This is a genomic window from Streptomyces globosus (assembly GCF_003325375.1).
Lineage (GTDB): Bacteria > Actinomycetota > Actinomycetes > Streptomycetales > Streptomycetaceae > Streptomyces > Streptomyces globosus_A.
On the sequence record NZ_CP030862.1, the window covers coordinates 4,599,597 to 4,618,755 of the forward strand.

Below are 19,159 nucleotides of genomic sequence, written 5' to 3' on the forward strand. Positions count from 1 at the left end.
GCGCCCGGACGGCCTCCCCCTCTGTCATCTCAACCTGAGAGCTTCACCGGGCCCCTGCGGACTGCTCCGCGGGGATCCGGCTTTCACCGTCGGTGAGGAGGGGGAACCGGCACGCGCCCGGGACCCGCTCCTGCTTTCCAGAGTGGCCTCGTCCGTGCGGTACGTATGCCTGAGAGATTCCGGGGAGGATTTGCTCCTTCGGCGCCTCCGTCGAGCTCGGTGGAGGACTCTCCCGCACAGGGTCGTCAGCCGATACCCAGCCTACCAGCGCGCTTCCCGGGCCTCCCTCGAGTGGCCCCCCGCCCGGAAATGCCCTTTTGTTGGTCATAGCGGAGAGTTGCGACCTCGTGGAGGTGACCGTGCAGACCGACATCGACCCGCGCAGCCTGATCGGCCGCAAGGCGTTCGACCGCAACGGTGCGAAGATCGGCACCGTCGACGAGGTCTACCTCGACGACGCGACGGGCGTCCCCGAGTGGGCGGCCGTCCGGACCGGTTTGTTCAGCCGGGATGCTTTCGTCCCCCTGGAACCGAGTGAGCTGGTCGGCGACGCCCTCCGGGTGCCCTTCGAGCGCTCCCTGATCCGGAACGCCCCCGACTTCGGCGTGGGCCGGCACCTCTCCCCCGAGCAGGAGCTCCAGCTGTACCACCACTACGGCCTGGACGTGACCCTGCCGTCGGAGATCGCCTCCCGGCGTGATTTCGGCCACCTGGCCTCCGGCGACCGGGACGAGGAGTAGCCCTCACAGCGCGCCCGGCCCCGCTCCGGCCCCCTCGGCGGACTCCGCGGAGGGGGCCTCGCCGTGCCCCACTAGGGGCAGCGGGCCGGCGGGGGCCAGGTCCGGGTCGTCGACGCGGAAGGTGCGGACCCGGCCGGGCGGGGACCCCGGGCGCTCGAAGCGGACGGTCACGCGGCCGACGCCGCTGCCCTGCACCCACCCCGGCCCGTACACGGCGTGCGAGACGTCGCTGCCGGCCGGCCAGTGCCGCTCGCGCGCAGGCTCGGCCGCCCCGTCCGCCCCGCTGCCCCCGGGGGCCCCTGGGGCCTCCTCCGCCCCTGCGGCTCCCTCACCGTCCGGCGGGGACTGTACGGCCCCCTGCGCGCCGGAGCCGGCCTCTCGGTGCTGCGTCCCGGCCGCAGCACCGGCGAGGGACTGCGCGAAGAGGTCCTCCTGGGTGTAGTCCGCCAGCCCGCTGACCCCGACGCCCAGCAGCCGCACCCCGCCGGTGGTGTCCACCCCCTCCAGCAGGCGCGCCGCGGCCTCCCGCACCACGGCCGGGTCGTCGGTGGGCCCCCGCAGCGTCTCGGAGCGCGTCAGCGTCGAGAAGTCGTAGCGGCGCACCTTCAGCACGATCGTCCGCCCCGAGTGCCCGGAGGCGCGCAGCCGCCCGACGCACCGGTCGGCGAGACGCTGCACCTCCGTACGGATCCGGACCCGGTCGTGCAGGTCGACGTCGAAGGTGTCCTCGACGGAGACCGACTTCGCATCGCGCTCGGCCACCACGGGCCTGTCGTCCAGCCCCAGGGCCATCCGGTACAGGCCGACCCCGTGCGCGCGCCCCACCAGCCGCACGAGCTCGTCCTCGCCGGCCTCCGCCAGCTCCCCCACCGTGGTGATCCCGGCCCGCCGCAGGTGCTCCCCCGTGGCCGGGCCGACCCCCGGCAGCGTGCGCACCGGCATCGGCGCGAGCAGCGCGCGCTCGGTCCCCGGCTCGATCAGCAGCAGCCCGTCCGGCTTGGCCTCCTCCGAGGCCACCTTCGCCAGCATCTTGGAGCCGGCCAGCCCCACCGACCCGCTGAGGCCCGTCGCGGCCGCGATGTCCGCGCGCAGCCGCTCCCCCGCCGCCCGCGCGGACGCGGCGTCCCAGGCGGTGCCGCCCGCCTCCAGGTCGACGAAGGCCTCGTCCAGGCTGAGCGGCTCCACCAGCGGCGACAACTCCCGCAGCAGCCCCATGACGGTGTCGCTGACCGCCCGGTACAGGCTGAAGCGGGGCACCAGGTAGGCGCCGTTCGGGCACAGCCGCCTGGCCTGCGCCGTCGGCATGGCCGAGTGGACGCCGAAACGGCGCGCCTCGTACGAGGCGGTGGCGACGACCCCGCGGGGGCCCAGCCCGCCGACGATCACGGCCTTCCCGCGCAGGCTGGGCTTCGACGCCTGCTCCACGGAGGCGTAGAAGGCGTCCATGTCCAGGTGCAGGATGGTCGGCGCGGATCTCACGGCCCCGATGCTGCCCTATGCCTCTGACAAGGCGGCGGCCGGCGTGCGGCCGGTCAGCCCGCCCGGTTGCGGCGCGCGGCCAGCTCGTCCGCGGGGTTGTGGCCGACGACGGTCTCGCCGGTGTCGACCCGCTCTCCGTGCAGCTGGGACAGGGCCTTCTCCACGTCGTGCCAGACGACGCCCACGGCGATGCCGAAGACGCCCCGGCCGCCCTGGAGCAGGCTGACGACCTGTTCGGGCGAGGTGCACTCGTAGACGCTGGCGCCGTCGCTCATGAGCGTCACGCGCTCCAGGTCGGAGAAGCCGCGCTCCCGCAGGTGCTGCACGGCGTTGCGGATGTTCTGCAGGGCCACGCCCGTGTCGAGGAACCGCTTGACGATCTTGAGGACGACGACGTCGCGGAAGCTGTACAGCCGCTGCGTCCCGGACCCGTACGCGGGCCGCACCGTCGGCTCCACCAGCCCGGTGCGGGCCCAGTAGTCGAGCTGCCGGTAGGTGATCCCGGCCGCCGCGCAGGCGGTCGGACCGCGGTAGCCGACGACCTCGGCCGCCGGAGGCGCCGCGGGCGCGGTGCCCGGCGTGGTCTCCGGCTGACGGCGAGCGGAGCCCGCCGCACTGCCGTGGAGCGGGTACGGCCCACCGTCACTCCGTGCGGGGATGCCCCCGGTCGTACCGTCGCCCGTGATCCTCACGCCGACCCTCCGTCCTTGCCTGCCCCCTCGAAGGTAGGCAGTCGCCCGGGGTGCGTCAACGATCGCCACACTCGGCACGCCGAGTGATAATCACCCTGAGAGTGGTTTCCCGTGCCCCGAAGCCGGGAACGAATGGCCGGATGGGCTGCCGACTCCCGGATTCCCGGAACCGGCTGTCAGTGCGGCCCCGTGCCGAAGTCCTCCGGGGAGATCTGGTCGAGGAACTCGCGGAACTTCTCCACCTCGTCCTCCTGCTCGTCCGGAATGGCGATTCCGGCGTCGTCCAGCACGCCGTCGCTGCCGAAGATCGGCGTACCGGTCCGCAGGGCCAGCGCTATCGCGTCGGACGGGCGTGCGCTGACCTCGACCCCGCTGGCGAAGACCAGCTCCGCGTAGAAGACGCCCTCCCGCAGATCCGTGATCCGGACCTCGGTGAGCTCCTCACCGAGCGCCTCCAGCACGTCCTTGAACAGGTCGTGCGTCAGCGGACGGGCGGGGGCCATCCCCTGCTGCGCGAAGGCGATCGCGGTCGCCTCCCCCGGTCCGATCCAGATGGGGAGGTACCGGTCGCCTCCCACTTCACGCAGGAGCACGATCGGTTGGTTCGAGGGCATTTCCACCCGGACACCCACAACGTCGAGCTCGTTCACACAGCAACCCTAGGACCTGCCCGGCAGGTTTGGGTAGTCGGGCCCGTCCGGTCAGTGCAGCCGCACCCCGAGGGCGCTCTGCACCAGGGCCTCGTGGAGCCGTACGGACAGCCCCGCCAGCTCCTTCACGGTGGCCTCCGCGTGCGCCCGGGTCTGCGGGTTGCGGTGTCGGCGCAGCGGTGCCACGACCTGCTCCACCAGGCCCGCCTCCCGGTCCGCGGCGGCCTTCATCGCCCGCAGGTGCCTCGGCTCCAGCCCGAACCGCCCGAGGTCGGCGAGCAGGCGGGCCACCGTGAGCGCATCCTGGTCGAAGCCGCCCCCGGGACCCTCGGCGAGCAGCCCGTACGCCTCCCAGGCGGCCAGCTGCTCCTCGTCCGCCTCGACGGCGGCGATGAGCTCGGCCCGCCCCACCCGGGCGGGCGCCGCCGGCTCTCCGCCGGCGGCGGCCGGCGGCGGGGCGGTGCCGGCGGACTCCCCGTGGGCCGTGGGTGCGGGGATGCGGATCTGGTCCCCGCGGTCGATCGCGTCCAGCTGCTCGCGGATGACCTTCAGCGGCAGGTAGTGGTCGCGCTGGAGCCGCAGGATGCGGGCCAGCCGCTCCACGTCCGCGGTGCTGAACTTGCGGTATCCGGAAGGGGTGCGCCGGGGCTCGACGAGCCCCTCCGCCTCCAGGAAGCGGATCTTGGAGATGGTGACTTCGGGGAACTCGTCCCGCAGCATCGCGATCACCGCGCCGATGCTCACGAGCCGGTCGGCCTGGGCTGCGGAGCCGTTCGGGGCACCGCCTGTCGGAGTGCGCAGCATGGAACCTTCCCTGGGGATCCCCGGAGCGCCGTCCGGGGGCGGCGGGTGCCGGTCCCGGACGGCGCCAGGGGGTGTCAGGCGCCCCGCAGGCTCGCGTAGAAGACCAGCCGGTACTTGCCGATCTGGACCTCGTCGCCGTTGTGCAGCGGCACCGAGTCGATGGGCTCGCGGTTGACGTACGTGCCGTTCAGGCTGCCGACGTCGGCGACGGTGAAACCGCCGTCCTGGCTCCTGCGGAACTCGACATGCCGCCGGGAGACCGTGACGTCGTCCAGGAAGATGTCGCTCTGCGGGTGCCGGCCCGCCGTGGTCAGCTCGCCGTCCAGCAGGAAGCGGCTCCCGGAGTTGGGGCCCCGCCGCACGATCAGCAGCGCGGAACCCGGGGGCAGTGCTTCCACCGCGGCCTGGGCCTCGGGGGACAGCGACGACACGTGCTGTTGTCCGGACACCTCGGCCTCGTAGGCCTCGAGGCCCGAGATCGAGATGGTGGACGTGGTCTCCGAGGCGCGCTCCGGCGTCAGACCCGCCCGCAGCGGCGCCCCGCAGTTGGAGCAGAACCGGCTGGCCGCATCGCTGCGGTGCCCGCACCTGCTGCAGACCTGCTCGGCCGACATGGACGGCTCCTCGTGCCGCGGCTGCCCCGCGGAGGCGTTGGTGGCGTACGGGTCGGGAGCAAACCCTCCACCCGTACTCGAGGTTGATGCGTCACCGAAACCTATGCGGGCGGTACCGGCAGGGTCAACAGACGACGCGCCGGGCGCGCCCGGAACGTCGCCGGCGCCCGCGACCTCGTCACGGAAGAGCGGCCGGTCCGCCGGCGCCTGCGCTTCCCCCTGGCCCGCGCGGTGCTGCGCCGCACCGTCTTCCTCGCGGTTCTTCTTTCCGAACAACTTCTCAAACAACTTCACGGGCGATTCCCCTTGAACGAAACAGACCCGCCCGTGGGGCAGGACGAACTCCGAATGCACACACCTGCCGACCCGGACATCCTCACAACGTCCGCAACCACCAGACAGTTTCCACCACGCACCACGACTTCGGTGCGCCGACCCCCCGCAGGCGGCAGCCCGCGTGAGCCGTCGGCCCCCCGTCCTGCGTCACGACGATGACGACCGAGCGTAGTCAGGCTGCTTCGCAGCCCGCAAGGCATCCACAACGATCTTCGCCGACCGTGTGACGGCCACGGTGGCTTGTTCCTTTTCCAGCGTCTGCACGACCCCGCCCGGGATGTTGAGCGCCGGTTCCAGGTCCTGGGGCTTGCCGATGACCTTGAACTCGTAGGGTTGTGCGATCTTCCTACCGTCGATGGCGATCCCCCCGCCCTCGTCCGAGAAGTACGAGCCCGCGACGACCCGCACCCCGTTGATCTGGATCGCCTCGGCGCCGGCGGCCCGCAGCTCCTGAAGGGTGTCCAGCAGCTGGTCGGACTGCACCTGGCCCTTCGGGTCGGTGATCCGCAGGGTGATCCCGGGGCCCTGTGCCGCCACCGTACCGGCCAGGATGCCCAGTTGGCGCTCCTTCTCCACCGTCTGCCGACGCGCCTCCTCGGCCTGGTTGGAGCTGTTCTCGAGCTCGCGCCGCTGGTCCTCCAGCTGCTGCTTCTCGTCCTCCAGGCGCTGGGTCCGCCCGTCGAGCTCGTCGAGGATCCGGACGAGGTCCTCCTGCCGGGCGCCGCGCAGGGCACCGGAGTCGCTGTTGGAGCGCACCTGGATGGCCAGTCCGAGGCCGAGGACGAACAGCAGCAGGGCGACGATCAGTTGGGCCCGGCTGAACCGCGGCGGCCACAGCCCGGCCGCGAGCCGCTGCCGGCCCGTTCCGTCGCCGCTGCCGGACCGCGCGGCCGCGGCCGGCTGCGCGGGGGCCTCGGGCTGCCCGGGCGCGTTCGGGGGGACGGCGGAGGTGTCACGGGGCTGCGGGGCCGGCCCGGCCTGCTTCGGCGGCAGGGGGGCCTTCGGCTCTTCGGGAGGGGTGTCGCCGGTGCTCATCGGCCTCACGCCCGGAACACGTGGCGGCGGATGGCCGCGGCGTTGGAGAAGATGCGGATGCCGAGGACGACGACCACGCCCGTGGACAGCTGCGAGCCGACGCCCAGCTTGTCGCCGAGGAAGACGATGAGCGCGGCGACGACCACGTTCGACAGGAACGACACGACGAAGACCTTGTCGTCGAAGATGCCGTCCAGCATCGCGCGGAGGCCGCCGAACACCGCGTCGAGCGCCGCGACGACGGCGATCGGCAGATAAGGCTCGACGACGGCCGGCACTTCGGGCCGGACCAGCAGTCCGACCACCACTCCGGCCAGCAGGCCCAGTACCGCGATCACGATGCACCCTTCTTCGGCTCTTCTGCTGCTGTGGCTGTCCGTACGGTCAGGCTGGACGCGGCGGGCAGCCGTACCTCGTCCGCGGGGGACAGCGTGTACCGGATGCCGTAGCTCTCCTGGAGCACGCGCAGGTACTGGCCGTCCACGGAGTCCTGGAACGCGGCCGGGAGCCGCTTCTTGTCGCCCACCGCCAGCACCTCGTACGGCGGGACCAGCGGCCGGTTGTCGACCAGTATCGCGTCGCCGGCCGCGCGGATCGCCGACAGGGCGGTCAGCCGCTGCCCGTTGATGGAGACGGCTTCGGCTCCGGCCTGCCACAGGCCGTTCACGATCCGCTGCATGTCGCGGTCCCGCAGTCGGCCGGTGTCGGAGAACCCGCTGTTCTCGCGCGGCTTGCCGCCGGCCGCGGAGGAGGACCCCTTGGCGTCGTCGACGGTGAGCTTGAGTCCGGGTCCGTGGACTTCGGTGGCGCCGGAGAGCAGCGCCGTCCGCTGGCCCTGGTCGCCGCCGTGCTGCTTGAGCGCCTCGCGCTGCCGTCCCGCGACGTCGCCCCGCAGCCGCTCGATGTCGCGTTCCAGGCCGTCGGCCCGGTCGTCGGCGCGGTGGACGCGGTCGATGAGCTCCTGGCGCTCCTTGGCGAGGACGGGCGCGGACATCTGGGTGCGGGCCGCGCCGAGCGTGATGACGGCGGCGGTGAGCACGATGCCGGTGGCGAGCACCAGCTTGGCCTTGACGCTGCGGGGCAGGCCGGCGGTGCCATCCGCCCGGCGCCGGGCCGCCGCCTCCGCGTAGCCCTCGTCGAGGCTGTGGTCCATCACGTGCGTCAGCAGCGACATGGACGCGTCCGGGCGCGCGGGCGGTACCGGCGCCGGTCCGCGGTGGGGAGGCGGCTGCGACATGCCGCTCATCGTCGCACGTCGGCGCCGCCGGTACCGAATGTGCCCGACGGGTGGACGCGCGGCCGGGCCCGCCGCGGCGGCGGTGCCGCTGCGGCGGGCCTGGCCGGTGGTCCGGTCCGGAGGGTCCTGTCAGCGTCCGGCGCCGTCGACCACGTCCGCCCATTCGTCGAGCAGGGCCTGGGCGGAGGCGTCGTCGGGGCCTTCCGCCCACAGGTGCGTGACGGCTTCGGCCGGGTCGGGCAGGACGAGCGCCCACCGGCCGTCGGCCTCGACGACCCGCACGCCGTCGGTGGTGTCCACCTGGCGGTCTCCGGCCGCCTCGACGACGCGCCGCATGACGAGCCCCTTGACGGCCCAGGGGGTCGGCACGTCGCGCTTGAGGACGTGGGCTCGCGGTATCCGCGCGTCGATCTGGCTCAGGGTGAGCTGCGTCCGTGCGACCAGTCCGATGAGCTGCACGAACGCGGCCGATCCGTCGAAGACGCTGCTGAACTCCGGGACGATGTACCCGCCGCGGCCGTCCCCGCCGAAGATCGTGTTCTCGGCTCGGCCGACGCGGGTGAGGTCGTCGGGCGAGGTGGTCGTCCATTCGACCTGGGTGCCGTGGTAGGCGGCGACCTGTTCGGCGATGCGCGTGGTGGTGACGGGCAGCGCCACCTTGCCGCTGCGCTTCTCGGCGGCGACGAGGTCGAGGAGGACGAGCAGGGCCCGGTCGTCCTCAATGATCCGGCCGCGTTCGTCGACGAGGGAGATCCGCTCGCCGACGGGGTCGAACCGGACGCCGAACGCGGCGCGGGCGGAGGCGACGATCTCGCCGAGCCGGACGAGGCCGGCCCTGCGGGATTCGGCGGTTTCCGTGGGCCGGGATTCGTCGAGGCCGGGGTTGATGGTGAGGGCGTCCACTTCGAGCCTGCCCAGCAGGCTGGGCAGGACGAGGCCGGCGCTGCCGTTGGAGGCGTCGACGACGACCTTGAGCCCGGAGTCGGCGATGCCGGTGGTGTCGACGCGCCGCAGCAGGGATCCGGTGTAGGAGTCGAAGATGCTGGAGGGGAACTGGAGGTCGCCGATTTCGCCGGGGAAGGCGCGCCGGTATTCCTGGCGGGCGAAGACCCGGTCGAGTTTGCGCTGCTGGGCCTGGGAGAGGTCGGCGCCGCGCTCGTCGAGGAACATGATGTCGACGGAGTCGGGGACGCCGGGCGAGGTCCGCAGCATGATGCCGCCGGCGCTGCCGCGGGCGGTCTGCTGGCGGGCGACGGGCAGGGGCACGTTCTCCAGGTCGCGGACGTCGATGGCGCTGGCCTGGAGTGCGGAGATCACTGCCCGTTTGAGCGCGCGGGCGCCGCGCGAGTGGTCACGGGCGGTGGTGACGATCGCGCCCTTCTTCAGGGTCGTGGCGTACGCGCCGGCGAGGCGGACGACGAGTTCGGGGGTGATCTCGACGTTGAGGATGCCGGTGACGCCGCGGGCGCCGAAGAGGTGGGCCTGGCCGCGGGACTCCCAGATGACGGACGTGTTGACGAAGGCGCCGGCTTCGATCGTCTTGAAGGGGTAGACGCGGACGTTGCCCTGGACGATGGATTCCTCGCCGACAAGACATTCGTCGCCGATGACGGCGCCGTCTTCGATGCGGGCTGCCCGCATGATGTCGGTGTTCTTGCCGACGACGCAGCCGCGCAGGTTGCTGTGGGGGCCGATGTAGACGTTGTCGTGGACGACGGCCTTGTGCAGGAAGGCGCCGCTCTTGACGACGACGTTGGATCCGACGACCGTGTGCTCGCGGATCTCGGCCCCGGCTTCGACCTTGGCGTAGTCGCCGATGTAGAGCGGGCCGCGGAGGACCGCGTCGGGGCTGACTTCGGCTCCTTCGGCGATCCACACGCCGGGCGAGATCTCGAAGCCGTCCATGTCGATCTGGACCTTGCCTTCGAGGACGTCGGCCTGGGCCTTGACGTAGCTCTCGTGGGTGCCGACGTCCTCCCAGTACCCCTCGGCGACGTAGCCGTAGATGGGCCGGCCTTCCTTCATCAGCTGCGGGAAGACGTCGCCGGACCAGTCGACGGGGACGTCGGCCTCGACGTAGTCGAAGACCTCCGGCTCCATGACGTAGATACCGGTGTTGACGGTGTCGGAGAACACCTGTCCCCAGGTCGGCTTCTCCAGGAAGCGCTCGACCTTTCCTTCCTCGTCGACGATGGTGATGCCGAATTCGAGGGGGTTGGGAACCCGGGTCAGGCACACCGTGACGAGTGCGCCTTTCTCCTTGTGGAAGCGGATGAGGTCGGTGAGGTCGAAGTCGGTGAGGGCGTCCCCGGAAATGACGAGGAATGCGTCGTCCTTCAGCGCCTCCTCGGCGTTTTTCACGCTGCCGGCGGTGCCGAGTGGCTTCTCCTCATTGGCATAGGTGAGCTCCATTCCGAGCTCTTCGCCGTCACCGAAGTAGTTCTTGACGAGCGACGCCAGGAACTGGACGGTGACCACGGTTTCGTTCAGCCCATGCCGCTTGAGCAGCCTGAGCACGTGCTCCATGATCGGCCGGTTGGCCACCGGCAGGAGCGGCTTCGGCATGCTCGAGGTCATCGGGCGAAGGCGTGTGCCTTCGCCGCCGGCCATCACGACGGCCTTCATGTCGGAAGGGTCCTCCTCGGGAGACGACGTTCCAGCCGATCTCGTCCGTCCCGTACGGCAGCGTCGCGACCGTCCGCGTCGCCTGCGCGGGAGGGTTCAATCGGCCGTGGTGTCCGCCTTGACGAGCCGGCGGACCTGCACCACGTAAAGGATTCCTGCCCACCAATAGAGGGTTGTACCCCATCCGGCGAACGCCCATCCGAAAACTGCCCCCATCCAGGCCAACCAGCCCGTGCCGTCACTGAGGAGGAGGAGCGGGAAGGCGTACATGAGGTTGAACGTCGCGGCCTTGCCGAGGAAGTTGACCTGCGGCGGCGGATAGCCGTGTCGGCGCAGGACGCCGACCATCACGAGCAGCATGAGGTCGCGGGCCAGCAGGGCCCCGGTGAGCCACAGGGGCAGGATGTCCCGATAGGTCAGTCCGAAGAGCGTGGAGAGGATGTACAGGCGGTCGGCGGCGGGATCCAGGAGCCGGCCGAGGCTGCTGATCTGATTCCACCGGCGCGCGAGTTTCCCGTCGAGGTAGTCGGTGACCCCGCTCAGCATGAGCACGACCAGCGCCCACAGGTCGTACTCGGCGAGGATCAGCCAGAGGAACAGCGGCACGCCGGCGAGCCGAGCCATGCTCAGGATGTTCGGAATGGTGAAAATTCGGTCCGTCTGAACCCGAGTCTCCTGGACCTCCACCCGGGGGCCTCCACTGTTGCCGTTGAACGTACGAACGATGCCTCCCGACCCTACAGGAGTCGGCCCTGCCCCCTGAACGCAGGAAAGCCCCGCACCAGAGCTGGTGCGGGGCTTTCCCACAATGATTGTTCGGCGGCGTCCTACTCTCCCACAGGGTCCCCCCTGCAGTACCATCGGCGCTGAAAGGCTTAGCTTCCGGGTTCGGAATGTAACCGGGCGTTTCCCTAACGCTATGACCACCGAAACACTATGAAGTTGAACTCAAGCCGGCAAGGCGAGTTCGTTGCTTCAGAACTAACACAGTGGACGCGAGCAACTGAGGACAAGCCCTCGGCCTATTAGTACCAGTCAGCTCCACCCGTTACCGGGCTTCCACATCTGGCCTATCAACCCAGTCGTCTACTGGGAGCCTTACCCTCTCAAGGAGGTGGGAATACTCATCTTGAAGCAGGCTTCCCGCTTAGATGCTTTCAGCGGTTATCCCTCCCGAACGTAGCCAACCAGCCATGCCCTTGGCAGGACAACTGGCACACCAGAGGTTCGTCCGTCCCGGTCCTCTCGTACTAGGGACAGCCCTTCTCAATATTCCTACGCGCACAGCGGATAGGGACCGAACTGTCTCACGACGTTCTAAACCCAGCTCGCGTACCGCTTTAATGGGCGAACAGCCCAACCCTTGGGACCGACTCCAGCCCCAGGATGCGACGAGCCGACATCGAGGTGCCAAACCATCCCGTCGATATGGACTCTTGGGGAAGATCAGCCTGTTATCCCCGGGGTACCTTTTATCCGTTGAGCGACGGCGCTTCCACAAGCCACCGCCGGATCACTAGTCCCGACTTTCGTCCCTGCTCGACCCGTCGGTCTCACAGTCAAGCTCCCTTGTGCACTTACACTCAACACCTGATTGCCAACCAGGCTGAGGGAACCTTTGGGCGCCTCCGTTACCCTTTGGGAGGCAACCGCCCCAGTTAAACTACCCATCAGACACTGTCCCTGATCCGGATCACGGACCGAGGTTAGACATCCAGCACGACCAGAGTGGTATTTCAACGACGACTCCACAACCACTGGCGTGGCCGCTTCACAGTCTCCCACCTATCCTACACAAGCCGAACCGAACACCAATATCAAACTGTAGTAAAGGTCCCGGGGTCTTTCCGTCCTGCTGCGCGAAACGAGCATCTTTACTCGTAGTGCAATTTCACCGGGCCTATGGTTGAGACAGTCGAGAAGTCGTTACGCCATTCGTGCAGGTCGGAACTTACCCGACAAGGAATTTCGCTACCTTAGGATGGTTATAGTTACCACCGCCGTTTACTGGCGCTTAAGTTCTCAGCTTCGCCCCACCGAAATGGAGCTAACCGGTCCCCTTAACGTTCCAGCACCGGGCAGGCGTCAGTCCGTATACATCGCCTTACGGCTTCGCACGGACCTGTGTTTTTAGTAAACAGTCGCTTCTCGCTGGTCTCTGCGGCCACCCCCAGCTCAAGGTGCAAGACCTATCACCAGGAATGGCCCCCCTTCTCCCGAAGTTACGGGGGCATTTTGCCGAGTTCCTTAACCATAGTTCACCCGAACGCCTCGGTATTCTCTACCTGACCACCTGAGTCGGTTTAGGGTACGGGCCGCCATGAAACTCGCTAGAGGCTTTTCTCGACAGCATAGGATCATCCACTTCGCCACAATCGGCTCGGCATCAGGTCTCAACCTTGTATGAGGGACGGATTTGCCTACCCCTCGGCCTACACCCTTACCCCGGGACAACCACCGCCCGGGCTGGACTACCTTCCTGCGTCACCCCATCGCTTACCTACTACAAGTCCGGTTCGTCGGCTCCACCACTTCCCTTCACCCGAAGGATCCAGGACGGCTTCACGGACTTAGCATCGCTCGCCTCGATATTGGGCGTTTCAAAGCGGGTACCGGAATATCAACCGGTTGTCCATCGACTACGCCTGTCGGCCTCGCCTTAGGTCCCGACTTACCCTGGGCAGATCAGCTTGACCCAGGAACCCTTAGTCAATCGGCGCACACGTTTCTCACGTGTGTATCGCTACTCATGCCTGCATTCTCACTCGTGAACCGTCCACAACTCGCTTCCGCGGCTGCTTCACCCGGCACACGACGCTCCCCTACCCATCACAGCCTCCGTTGGGAGTATTGCTGCAATGACACGACTTCGGCGGTACGCTTGAGCCCCGCTACATTGTCGGCGCGGAATCACTTGACCAGTGAGCTATTACGCACTCTTTCAAGGGTGGCTGCTTCTAAGCCAACCTCCTGGTTGTCTCTGCGACTCCACATCCTTTCCCACTTAGCGTACGCTTAGGGGCCTTAGTCGATGCTCTGGGCTGTTTCCCTCTCGACCATGGAGCTTATCCCCCACAGTCTCACTGCCGCGCTCTCACTTACCGGCATTCGGAGTTTGGCTAAGGTCAGTAACCCGGTAGGGCCCATCGCCTATCCAGTGCTCTACCTCCGGCAAGAAACACACGACGCTGCACCTAAATGCATTTCGGGGAGAACCAGCTATCACGGAGTTTGATTGGCCTTTCACCCCTAACCACAGGTCATCCCCCAGGTTTTCAACCCTGGTGGGTTCGGTCCTCCACGAAGTCTTACCTCCGCTTCAACCTGCCCATGGCTAGATCACTCCGCTTCGGGTCTAGAGCGTGCAACTCAAACGCCCTGTTCGGACTCGCTTTCGCTACGGCTTCCCCACACGGGTTAACCTCGCTACACACCGCTAACTCGCAGGCTCATTCTTCAAAAGGCACGCAGTCACGAGGATCCGAAGATCCCGACGCTCCCACGGCTTGTAGGCACACGGTTTCAGGTACTATTTCACTCCGCTCCCGCGGTACTTTTCACCATTCCCTCACGGTACTATCCGCTATCGGTCACCAGGGAATATTTAGGCTTAGCGGGTGGTCCCGCCAGATTCACACGGGATTTCTCGGGCCCCGTGCTACTTGGGAGATGAGCAAGCAAGCCGCTGATGTTTCGTCTACGGGGGTCTTACCCTCTACGCCGGACCTTTCGCATGTCCTTCGACTACACCAACGGTTTCTGACTCGCCTCACAGCCGGCAGACTGTGAAAGCTCATTCCCACAACCCCGCATGCGCAACCCCTGCCGGGTATCACACGCATACGGTTTGGCCTCATCCGGTTTCGCTCGCCACTACTCCCGGAATCACGGTTGTTTTCTCTTCCTGAGGGTACTGAGATGTTTCACTTCCCCTCGTTCCCTCCACACTGCCTATGTGTTCAGCAGCGGGTGACAGCCCATGACGACTGCCGGGTTTCCCCATTCGGACACCCCCGGATCAAAGCTCAGTTGGCAGCTCCCCGGGGCCTATCGCGGCCTCTCACGTCCTTCATCGGTTCCTGGTGCCAAGGCATCCACCGTGCGCCCTTAAAAACTTGGCCACAGATGCTCGCGTCCACTGTGTAGTTCTCAAACAACGACCAGCCACCCATCACCCCACCAGACAAGCTGGCGAGTTCACTGGGGCCGGCACTGAAGACTAGCCAGACGGCCGTGCCTTCAGGACCCAACAACGTGCCAAGCGCCAGCGCTCTCCGTGTTCTCTCTTCCACGCCCAAGGGCAGTACTGGGAGACCTTTCGAGTCACTCGCGCCAACTAATCAACGTTCCACCCATGAGCTGACCGTGCAGAACGTTTGCCTGCAATCGGTACTGTGCTCCTTAGAAAGGAGGTGATCCAGCCGCACCTTCCGGTACGGCTACCTTGTTACGACTTCGTCCCAATCGCCAGTCCCACCTTCGACGGCTCCCTCCACAAGGGTTGGGCCACCGGCTTCGGGTGTTACCGACTTTCGTGACGTGACGGGCGGTGTGTACAAGGCCCGGGAACGTATTCACCGCAGCAATGCTGATCTGCGATTACTAGCGACTCCGACTTCATGGGGTCGAGTTGCAGACCCCAATCCGAACTGAGACCGGCTTTTTGAGATTCGCTCCACCTCACGGTATCGCAGCTCATTGTACCGGCCATTGTAGCACGTGTGCAGCCCAAGACATAAGGGGCATGATGACTTGACGTCGTCCCCACCTTCCTCCGAGTTGACCCCGGCGGTCTCCTGTGAGTCCCCATCACCCCGAAGGGCATGCTGGCAACACAGGACAAGGGTTGCGCTCGTTGCGGGACTTAACCCAACATCTCACGACACGAGCTGACGACAGCCATGCACCACCTGTATACCGACCACAAGGGGGCACCCATCTCTGGATGTTTCCGGTATATGTCAAGCCTTGGTAAGGTTCTTCGCGTTGCGTCGAATTAAGCCACATGCTCCGCCGCTTGTGCGGGCCCCCGTCAATTCCTTTGAGTTTTAGCCTTGCGGCCGTACTCCCCAGGCGGGGAACTTAATGCGTTAGCTGCGGCACCGACGACGTGGAATGTCGCCAACACCTAGTTCCCAACGTTTACGGCGTGGACTACCAGGGTATCTAATCCTGTTCGCTCCCCACGCTTTCGCTCCTCAGCGTCAGTAATGGCCCAGAGATCCGCCTTCGCCACCGGTGTTCCTCCTGATATCTGCGCATTTCACCGCTACACCAGGAATTCCGATCTCCCCTACCACACTCTAGCCAGCCCGTATCGAATGCAGACCCGAGGTTAAGCCTCGGGCTTTCACATCCGACGTGACTGGCCGCCTACGAGCTCTTTACGCCCAATAATTCCGGACAACGCTTGCGCCCTACGTATTACCGCGGCTGCTGGCACGTAGTTAGCCGGCGCTTCTTCTGCAGGTACCGTCACTTTCGCTTCTTCCCTGCTGAAAGAGGTTTACAACCCGAAGGCCGTCATCCCTCACGCGGCGTCGCTGCATCAGGCTTTCGCCCATTGTGCAATATTCCCCACTGCTGCCTCCCGTAGGAGTCTGGGCCGTGTCTCAGTCCCAGTGTGGCCGGTCGCCCTCTCAGGCCGGCTACCCGTCGTCGCCTTGGTAGGCCATTACCCCACCAACAAGCTGATAGGCCGCGGGCTCATCCTTCACCGCCGGAGCTTTCCACCGCGGAAGATGCCTTCCGCAGTCGTATCCGGTATTAGACCCCGTTTCCAGGGCTTGTCCCAGAGTGAAGGGCAGATTGCCCACGTGTTACTCACCCGTTCGCCACTAATCCCCTCCCGAAGGAGGTTCATCGTTCGACTTGCATGTGTTAAGCACGCCGCCAGCGTTCGTCCTGAGCCAGGATCAAACTCTCCATGAATGTTTACCGGTCATCCGGTGCACACACACGTAGAGCGGGCCAGTCATGTCGGAATAGGACCGACTGACCACTGCGTCCTCGCTGTGTTTGTTGCCCCCAGGCGTCCACCGAAGCGGACCCTGAAGGTCTTTTCAAAGGAACCTCATCCACCGAAGTGGACGGGGTATCAACTTCTGGCGTTGATTTTTGGCACGCTGTTGAGTTCTCAAGGAACGGACGCTTCCTTCGTACTCACCCGCAGTAACACTTACTGGGGCTTCCCTCCGGGCTTTCGTTCTTCTTTCCTGCGTTTCCGACTCTATCAGAGTCTTTCGCGCTCCGCTTTCCGGGGTTTTCGCTTTCGCGCTTTCCCTTTCCGGCGGGTCCGACCATATCAGGGCTTTTCCCGTTCTCCGCAACTCGGCCGCTTCGCCTTACGGCGTGCGCGAGAGAGCTGAGATCGGAGTCGGAGATCAGCTTCTGAGGTGGTTGGTTCCCGACCACTCCACCGGCTGTTCGTGAGGAGTTCACACGGGCCGTCGTGGCGGGAGTCACGACAGTAGCGCTCCCGTGGTTCACAGGCAAATCGAATCAGGCGTATGGTCTAGTCCACTACGGTGTCGGCGGACGCGCTCCGCGGCCTCCGTCAGGAGGTTCGATTCGCGCGAACCGGGACATCTCATGACATACCCTTCTGAACGTGCGCCGTCGACGACAGTCAGTGACGGCGTGGCGACGAAGCCCCACCCCCTGGGAGGCCCCCATGACCACCGTCACGTCCCCTCTTGCCGGGCGCGCCATCGGACTCGCGGCAGTGCCCGATCCGGTGTTCTCCGGCGCGATGGTGGGACCGGGCACCGCGATCGACCCCGTGCGTGAGGCTTCCGAGGCGGTGTCCCCCGTCGACGGTGTGGTCGTCTCCCTCCACCCGCACGCGTACGTCGTCGTCGACAGCGAGGGGCACGGCGTTCTCACGCACCTCGGGATCGACACCGTCCAGCTCAACGGCGAGGGCTTCGAGCTGCTCGTCGAGAAGGGCGACACCGTGAGCCGCGGCCAGGCTCTCATCCGCTGGAACCCGGCGGCCGTCGAGGCTGCCGGCAAGTCGCCGATCTGCCCCGTCGTGGCGCTGGAGGCTTCCGCGGAGTCCCTCGTCGATGTCGCCGAGACCGGCGACGTCGCGACCGGTGACGCCCTCTTCGGCTGGAACTGAGCCGACCGGCAGGGACGCGTCCGCCCGGCACGGGCGAGTCGGACATCCACCGCGGCGGCCGGGGCCGCCGCTCAATCGGAGACGGGTGAAATGGAGACAACGCTGCGAGGCGTCGGCGTGAGCCACGGCGTGGCCATCGGCGAGGTGCGGCACATGGGCACGGCGGTCCTGGAGCCGCCGGCCCGGCAGATCACGGCGGACGAGGCGGAGCGCGAACAGGGGCGCGCACGCAAGGCCGTCAGTGCGGTTGCGGCCGACCTGGTCGCGCGCGGCCAGCTGGCCGGTGGCGAGGCCCAGCACGTGCTGGAAGCCCAGGCCATGATCGCGGAGGACCCCGAGCTGATGGCGGACGTCGACCGGCGGATCGCCGTCGGCAGCACCGCCGAACGCGGTGTGTACGACGCGTTCGCCGCCTACCGGGACCTGCTCGCCGGGGCCGGCGAGTACATGGCCGGACGTGTGGCGGACCTGGACGACGTCCGCAACAGGATCGTGGCGCGCCTGCTCGGTGTGCCGATGCCGGGTGTGCCGGACAGCAACGAGCCGTACGTGCTGATCGCGCGGGACCTGGCTCCCGCGGACACCGCGCTGCTCGACCCGGCGCTCGTCCTCGGCTTCGTCACCGAGGAGGGCGGGCCGACCAGCCACAGCGCGATCCTCGCGCGGGCGCTCGGCGTGCCGGCCGTGGTCGCGCTGCCTGGGGCAGGCGAGATCGCCGAGGGCACCGTCATCGCGGTGGACGGCTCGACCGGCGAGGTCTTCGTCGACCCGAGCAGTGCGAAGAAGGCCGAGCTGGAGACCGCTGCCGCCGAGCGGAAGGCGGCCCTGGCCGCCTCCTCCGGTCCGGGGGCGACCTCCGACGGGCACCGGGTGCCGCTGCTGGCCAACGTCGGCGGTCCGGCGGACGTGCCCGCCGCGGTGGAGGCCGGGGCCGAGGGCGTCGGCCTGTTCCGCACCGAGTTCCTCTTCCTCGACGACAGCAAGAAGGCGCCGTCGGAGGAGAAGCAGGTCGACTCCTACCGCAAGGTCCTGGAGGCGTTCCCCGAGGGCCGGGTCGTGGTGCGCGTGCTGGACGCGGGCGCGGACAAGCCGCTGGACTTCCTGACGCCGTCCGACGAGCCGAACCCGGCGCTGGGCGTGCGGGGCCTGCGCACCCTGCTGGACCACCCGGAGGTGCTCCGGACCCAGCTGACCGCGCTGGCGAAGGCGGCCGAGGGCCTGCCGGTGCACCTGGAGGTCATGGCTCCGATGGTCGCCGACCGGGCCGACGCGAAGGCGTTCGCGGACGCCTGCCGGGCCGCCGGGCTCCAGGCGAAGTTCGGGGCGATGGTGGAGATCCCCTCCGCGGCACTGCGGGCGCGCTCGATCCTCCAGGAGGTCGAGTTCCTGTCGCTGGGCACGAACGACCTGGCCCAGTACACGTTCGCCGCGGACCGGCAGGTGGGTGCGGTGTCCCGGCTGCAGGACCCGTGGCAGCCGGCACTGCTCGACCTGGTCGCGCTGTCGGCGGAGGCGGCGCGGGCCGAGGGCAAGAGCTGCGGCGTGTGCGGCGAGGCCGCGTCGGATCCGCTGCTGGCCTGTGTGCTGACGGGTCTGGGCGTGACCTCCCTGTCGATGGGTGCGGCGTCGATCCCGTACGTGCGGGCGACGCTCGCCAAGTACACGCTCGCCCAGTGCGCGCGTGCCGCGGCGGCCGCGCGTGCCGCGGACAGTGCCGAGGAGGCGCGGACGGCCGCGCAGGCGGTGCTGTCCGGCGAGTAGGCGCCGCAGGGAATCAGAGCTTGGTCGGTCGAGGGGCCCCCGCCAGTCGTGGCGGGGGTCCCT

The 19,159-nt window shown here is 67.6% G+C and carries 13 protein-coding genes, 3 rRNA genes and 2 riboswitches; of the genes, 3 read left to right on the forward strand and 13 right to left on the reverse strand.

The features are described from left to right. Positions 1 to 11: 11 nt before the first annotated feature. A riboswitch (glycine riboswitch) is annotated at positions 12 to 147 on the reverse strand. Beyond that, a riboswitch (glycine riboswitch) is annotated at positions 148 to 245 on the reverse strand. It lies immediately after the preceding riboswitch. 114 nt (positions 246 to 359) lie between these two features. After that, positions 360 to 740: a PRC-barrel domain-containing protein gene (locus C0216_RS20320; RefSeq protein WP_114058805.1), complete on the forward strand. Its 381-nt coding sequence runs from the start codon at positions 360 to 362 to the stop codon at positions 738 to 740. Between the two features lie 3 nt (positions 741 to 743). Here C0216_RS20320 and C0216_RS20325 read toward each other — a convergent pair whose 3' ends face one another. From C0216_RS20325 to C0216_RS20385, 13 genes are all read right to left on the reverse strand, one after another. Beyond that, on the reverse strand, positions 744 to 2,219 hold the full coding sequence (locus tag C0216_RS20325; RefSeq protein ID WP_114056663.1) for a DNA polymerase IV: 1,476 nt from the start codon (positions 2,217 to 2,219) through the stop codon (positions 744 to 746). Between the two features lie 53 nt (positions 2,220 to 2,272). Continuing rightward, complete coding sequence (locus tag C0216_RS20330) at positions 2,273 to 2,911, reverse strand: MerR family transcriptional regulator (protein WP_114056664.1); 639 nt, start codon at positions 2,909 to 2,911, stop codon at positions 2,273 to 2,275. A gap of 176 nt (positions 2,912 to 3,087) precedes the next feature. Further along, positions 3,088 to 3,561 (reverse strand): bifunctional nuclease family protein, encoded by a 474-nt coding sequence (locus tag C0216_RS20335; RefSeq protein ID WP_114056665.1) that lies wholly within the window; start codon positions 3,559 to 3,561, stop codon positions 3,088 to 3,090. 51 nt (positions 3,562 to 3,612) lie between these two features. After that, entirely contained in the window at positions 3,613 to 4,365 is a 753-nt protein-coding gene (locus C0216_RS20340; RefSeq protein ID WP_114056666.1) for a MerR family transcriptional regulator, read from the reverse strand. A 74-nt stretch (positions 4,366 to 4,439) separates the two neighbouring features. Further along, positions 4,440 to 5,381: an FHA domain-containing protein gene (locus C0216_RS34635; RefSeq protein WP_246042852.1), complete on the reverse strand. Its 942-nt coding sequence runs from the start codon at positions 5,379 to 5,381 to the stop codon at positions 4,440 to 4,442. An 81-nt stretch (positions 5,382 to 5,462) separates the two neighbouring features. Continuing rightward, a complete protein-coding gene (locus tag C0216_RS20350; RefSeq protein WP_114056668.1) occupies positions 5,463 to 6,350 on the reverse strand; it encodes a DUF881 domain-containing protein in 888 nt (295 codons plus the stop codon). Positions 6,351 to 6,355: 5 nt separating this feature from the next. Then, the gene (locus C0216_RS20355; protein WP_114056669.1) at positions 6,356 to 6,688 is read right to left on the reverse strand and encodes a small basic family protein; all 333 of its coding nucleotides are present in this window, start codon (positions 6,686 to 6,688) and stop codon (positions 6,356 to 6,358) included. Beyond that, a complete protein-coding gene (locus C0216_RS20360; protein WP_114056670.1) occupies positions 6,685 to 7,596 on the reverse strand; it encodes a DUF881 domain-containing protein in 912 nt (303 codons plus the stop codon). The genes C0216_RS20355 and C0216_RS20360 overlap by 4 nt, the downstream gene beginning before the upstream one ends. Before the next feature lie 120 nt (positions 7,597 to 7,716). Next, positions 7,717 to 10,212, reverse strand: a complete 2,496-nt coding sequence (locus C0216_RS20365) for a mannose-1-phosphate guanyltransferase (RefSeq protein WP_114056671.1) — start codon at positions 10,210 to 10,212, stop codon at positions 7,717 to 7,719. 96 nt (positions 10,213 to 10,308) lie between these two features. Further along, on the reverse strand, positions 10,309 to 10,899 hold the full coding sequence (locus C0216_RS20370) for a CDP-alcohol phosphatidyltransferase family protein (RefSeq protein ID WP_114056672.1): 591 nt from the start codon (positions 10,897 to 10,899) through the stop codon (positions 10,309 to 10,311). A gap of 127 nt (positions 10,900 to 11,026) precedes the next feature. Then, a 5S ribosomal RNA gene (rrf, locus tag C0216_RS20375) occupies positions 11,027 to 11,143 on the reverse strand. Positions 11,144 to 11,217: 74 nt separating this feature from the next. Continuing rightward, positions 11,218 to 14,333: ribosomal RNA gene (locus tag C0216_RS20380) — 23S ribosomal RNA — on the reverse strand. Between the two features lie 284 nt (positions 14,334 to 14,617). Beyond that, positions 14,618 to 16,143: ribosomal RNA gene (locus tag C0216_RS20385) — 16S ribosomal RNA — on the reverse strand. Together the 16S, 23S and 5S rRNA genes form the textbook arrangement of a ribosomal RNA operon. Before the next feature lie 742 nt (positions 16,144 to 16,885). On the opposite strand from C0216_RS20385, the gene C0216_RS20390 reads away from it, so the two are divergent. Both C0216_RS20390 and ptsP read left to right on the forward strand, forming a co-directional pair. Continuing rightward, on the forward strand, positions 16,886 to 17,335 hold the full coding sequence (locus tag C0216_RS20390) for a PTS sugar transporter subunit IIA (RefSeq protein ID WP_114056673.1): 450 nt from the start codon (positions 16,886 to 16,888) through the stop codon (positions 17,333 to 17,335). A 90-nt stretch (positions 17,336 to 17,425) separates the two neighbouring features. Next, entirely contained in the window at positions 17,426 to 19,096 is a 1,671-nt protein-coding gene (ptsP, locus tag C0216_RS20395; protein ID WP_114056674.1) for a phosphoenolpyruvate--protein phosphotransferase, read from the forward strand. Positions 19,097 to 19,159: the final 63 nt, after the last annotated feature.

What these genes read in the sequence shown, in the direction of transcription:
- C0216_RS20365 (WP_114056671.1), bottom strand. Translation starts at nt 10,212, where the DNA reads ATGAAGGCCGTCGTGATGGCCGGCGGCGAAGGCACACGCCTTCGCCCG.
- C0216_RS20390 (WP_114056673.1), top strand. Translation starts at nt 16,886, where the DNA reads ATGACCACCGTCACGTCCCCTCTTGCCGGGCGCGCCATCGGACTCGCG.
- C0216_RS20350 (WP_114056668.1), bottom strand. Translation starts at nt 6,350, where the DNA reads ATGAGCACCGGCGACACCCCTCCCGAAGAGCCGAAGGCCCCCCTGCCG.
- ptsP (WP_114056674.1), top strand. Translation starts at nt 17,426, where the DNA reads ATGGAGACAACGCTGCGAGGCGTCGGCGTGAGCCACGGCGTGGCCATC.
- C0216_RS20360 (WP_114056670.1), bottom strand. Translation starts at nt 7,596, where the DNA reads ATGAGCGGCATGTCGCAGCCGCCTCCCCACCGCGGACCGGCGCCGGTA.
- C0216_RS20340 (WP_114056666.1), bottom strand. Translation starts at nt 4,365, where the DNA reads ATGCTGCGCACTCCGACAGGCGGTGCCCCGAACGGCTCCGCAGCCCAG.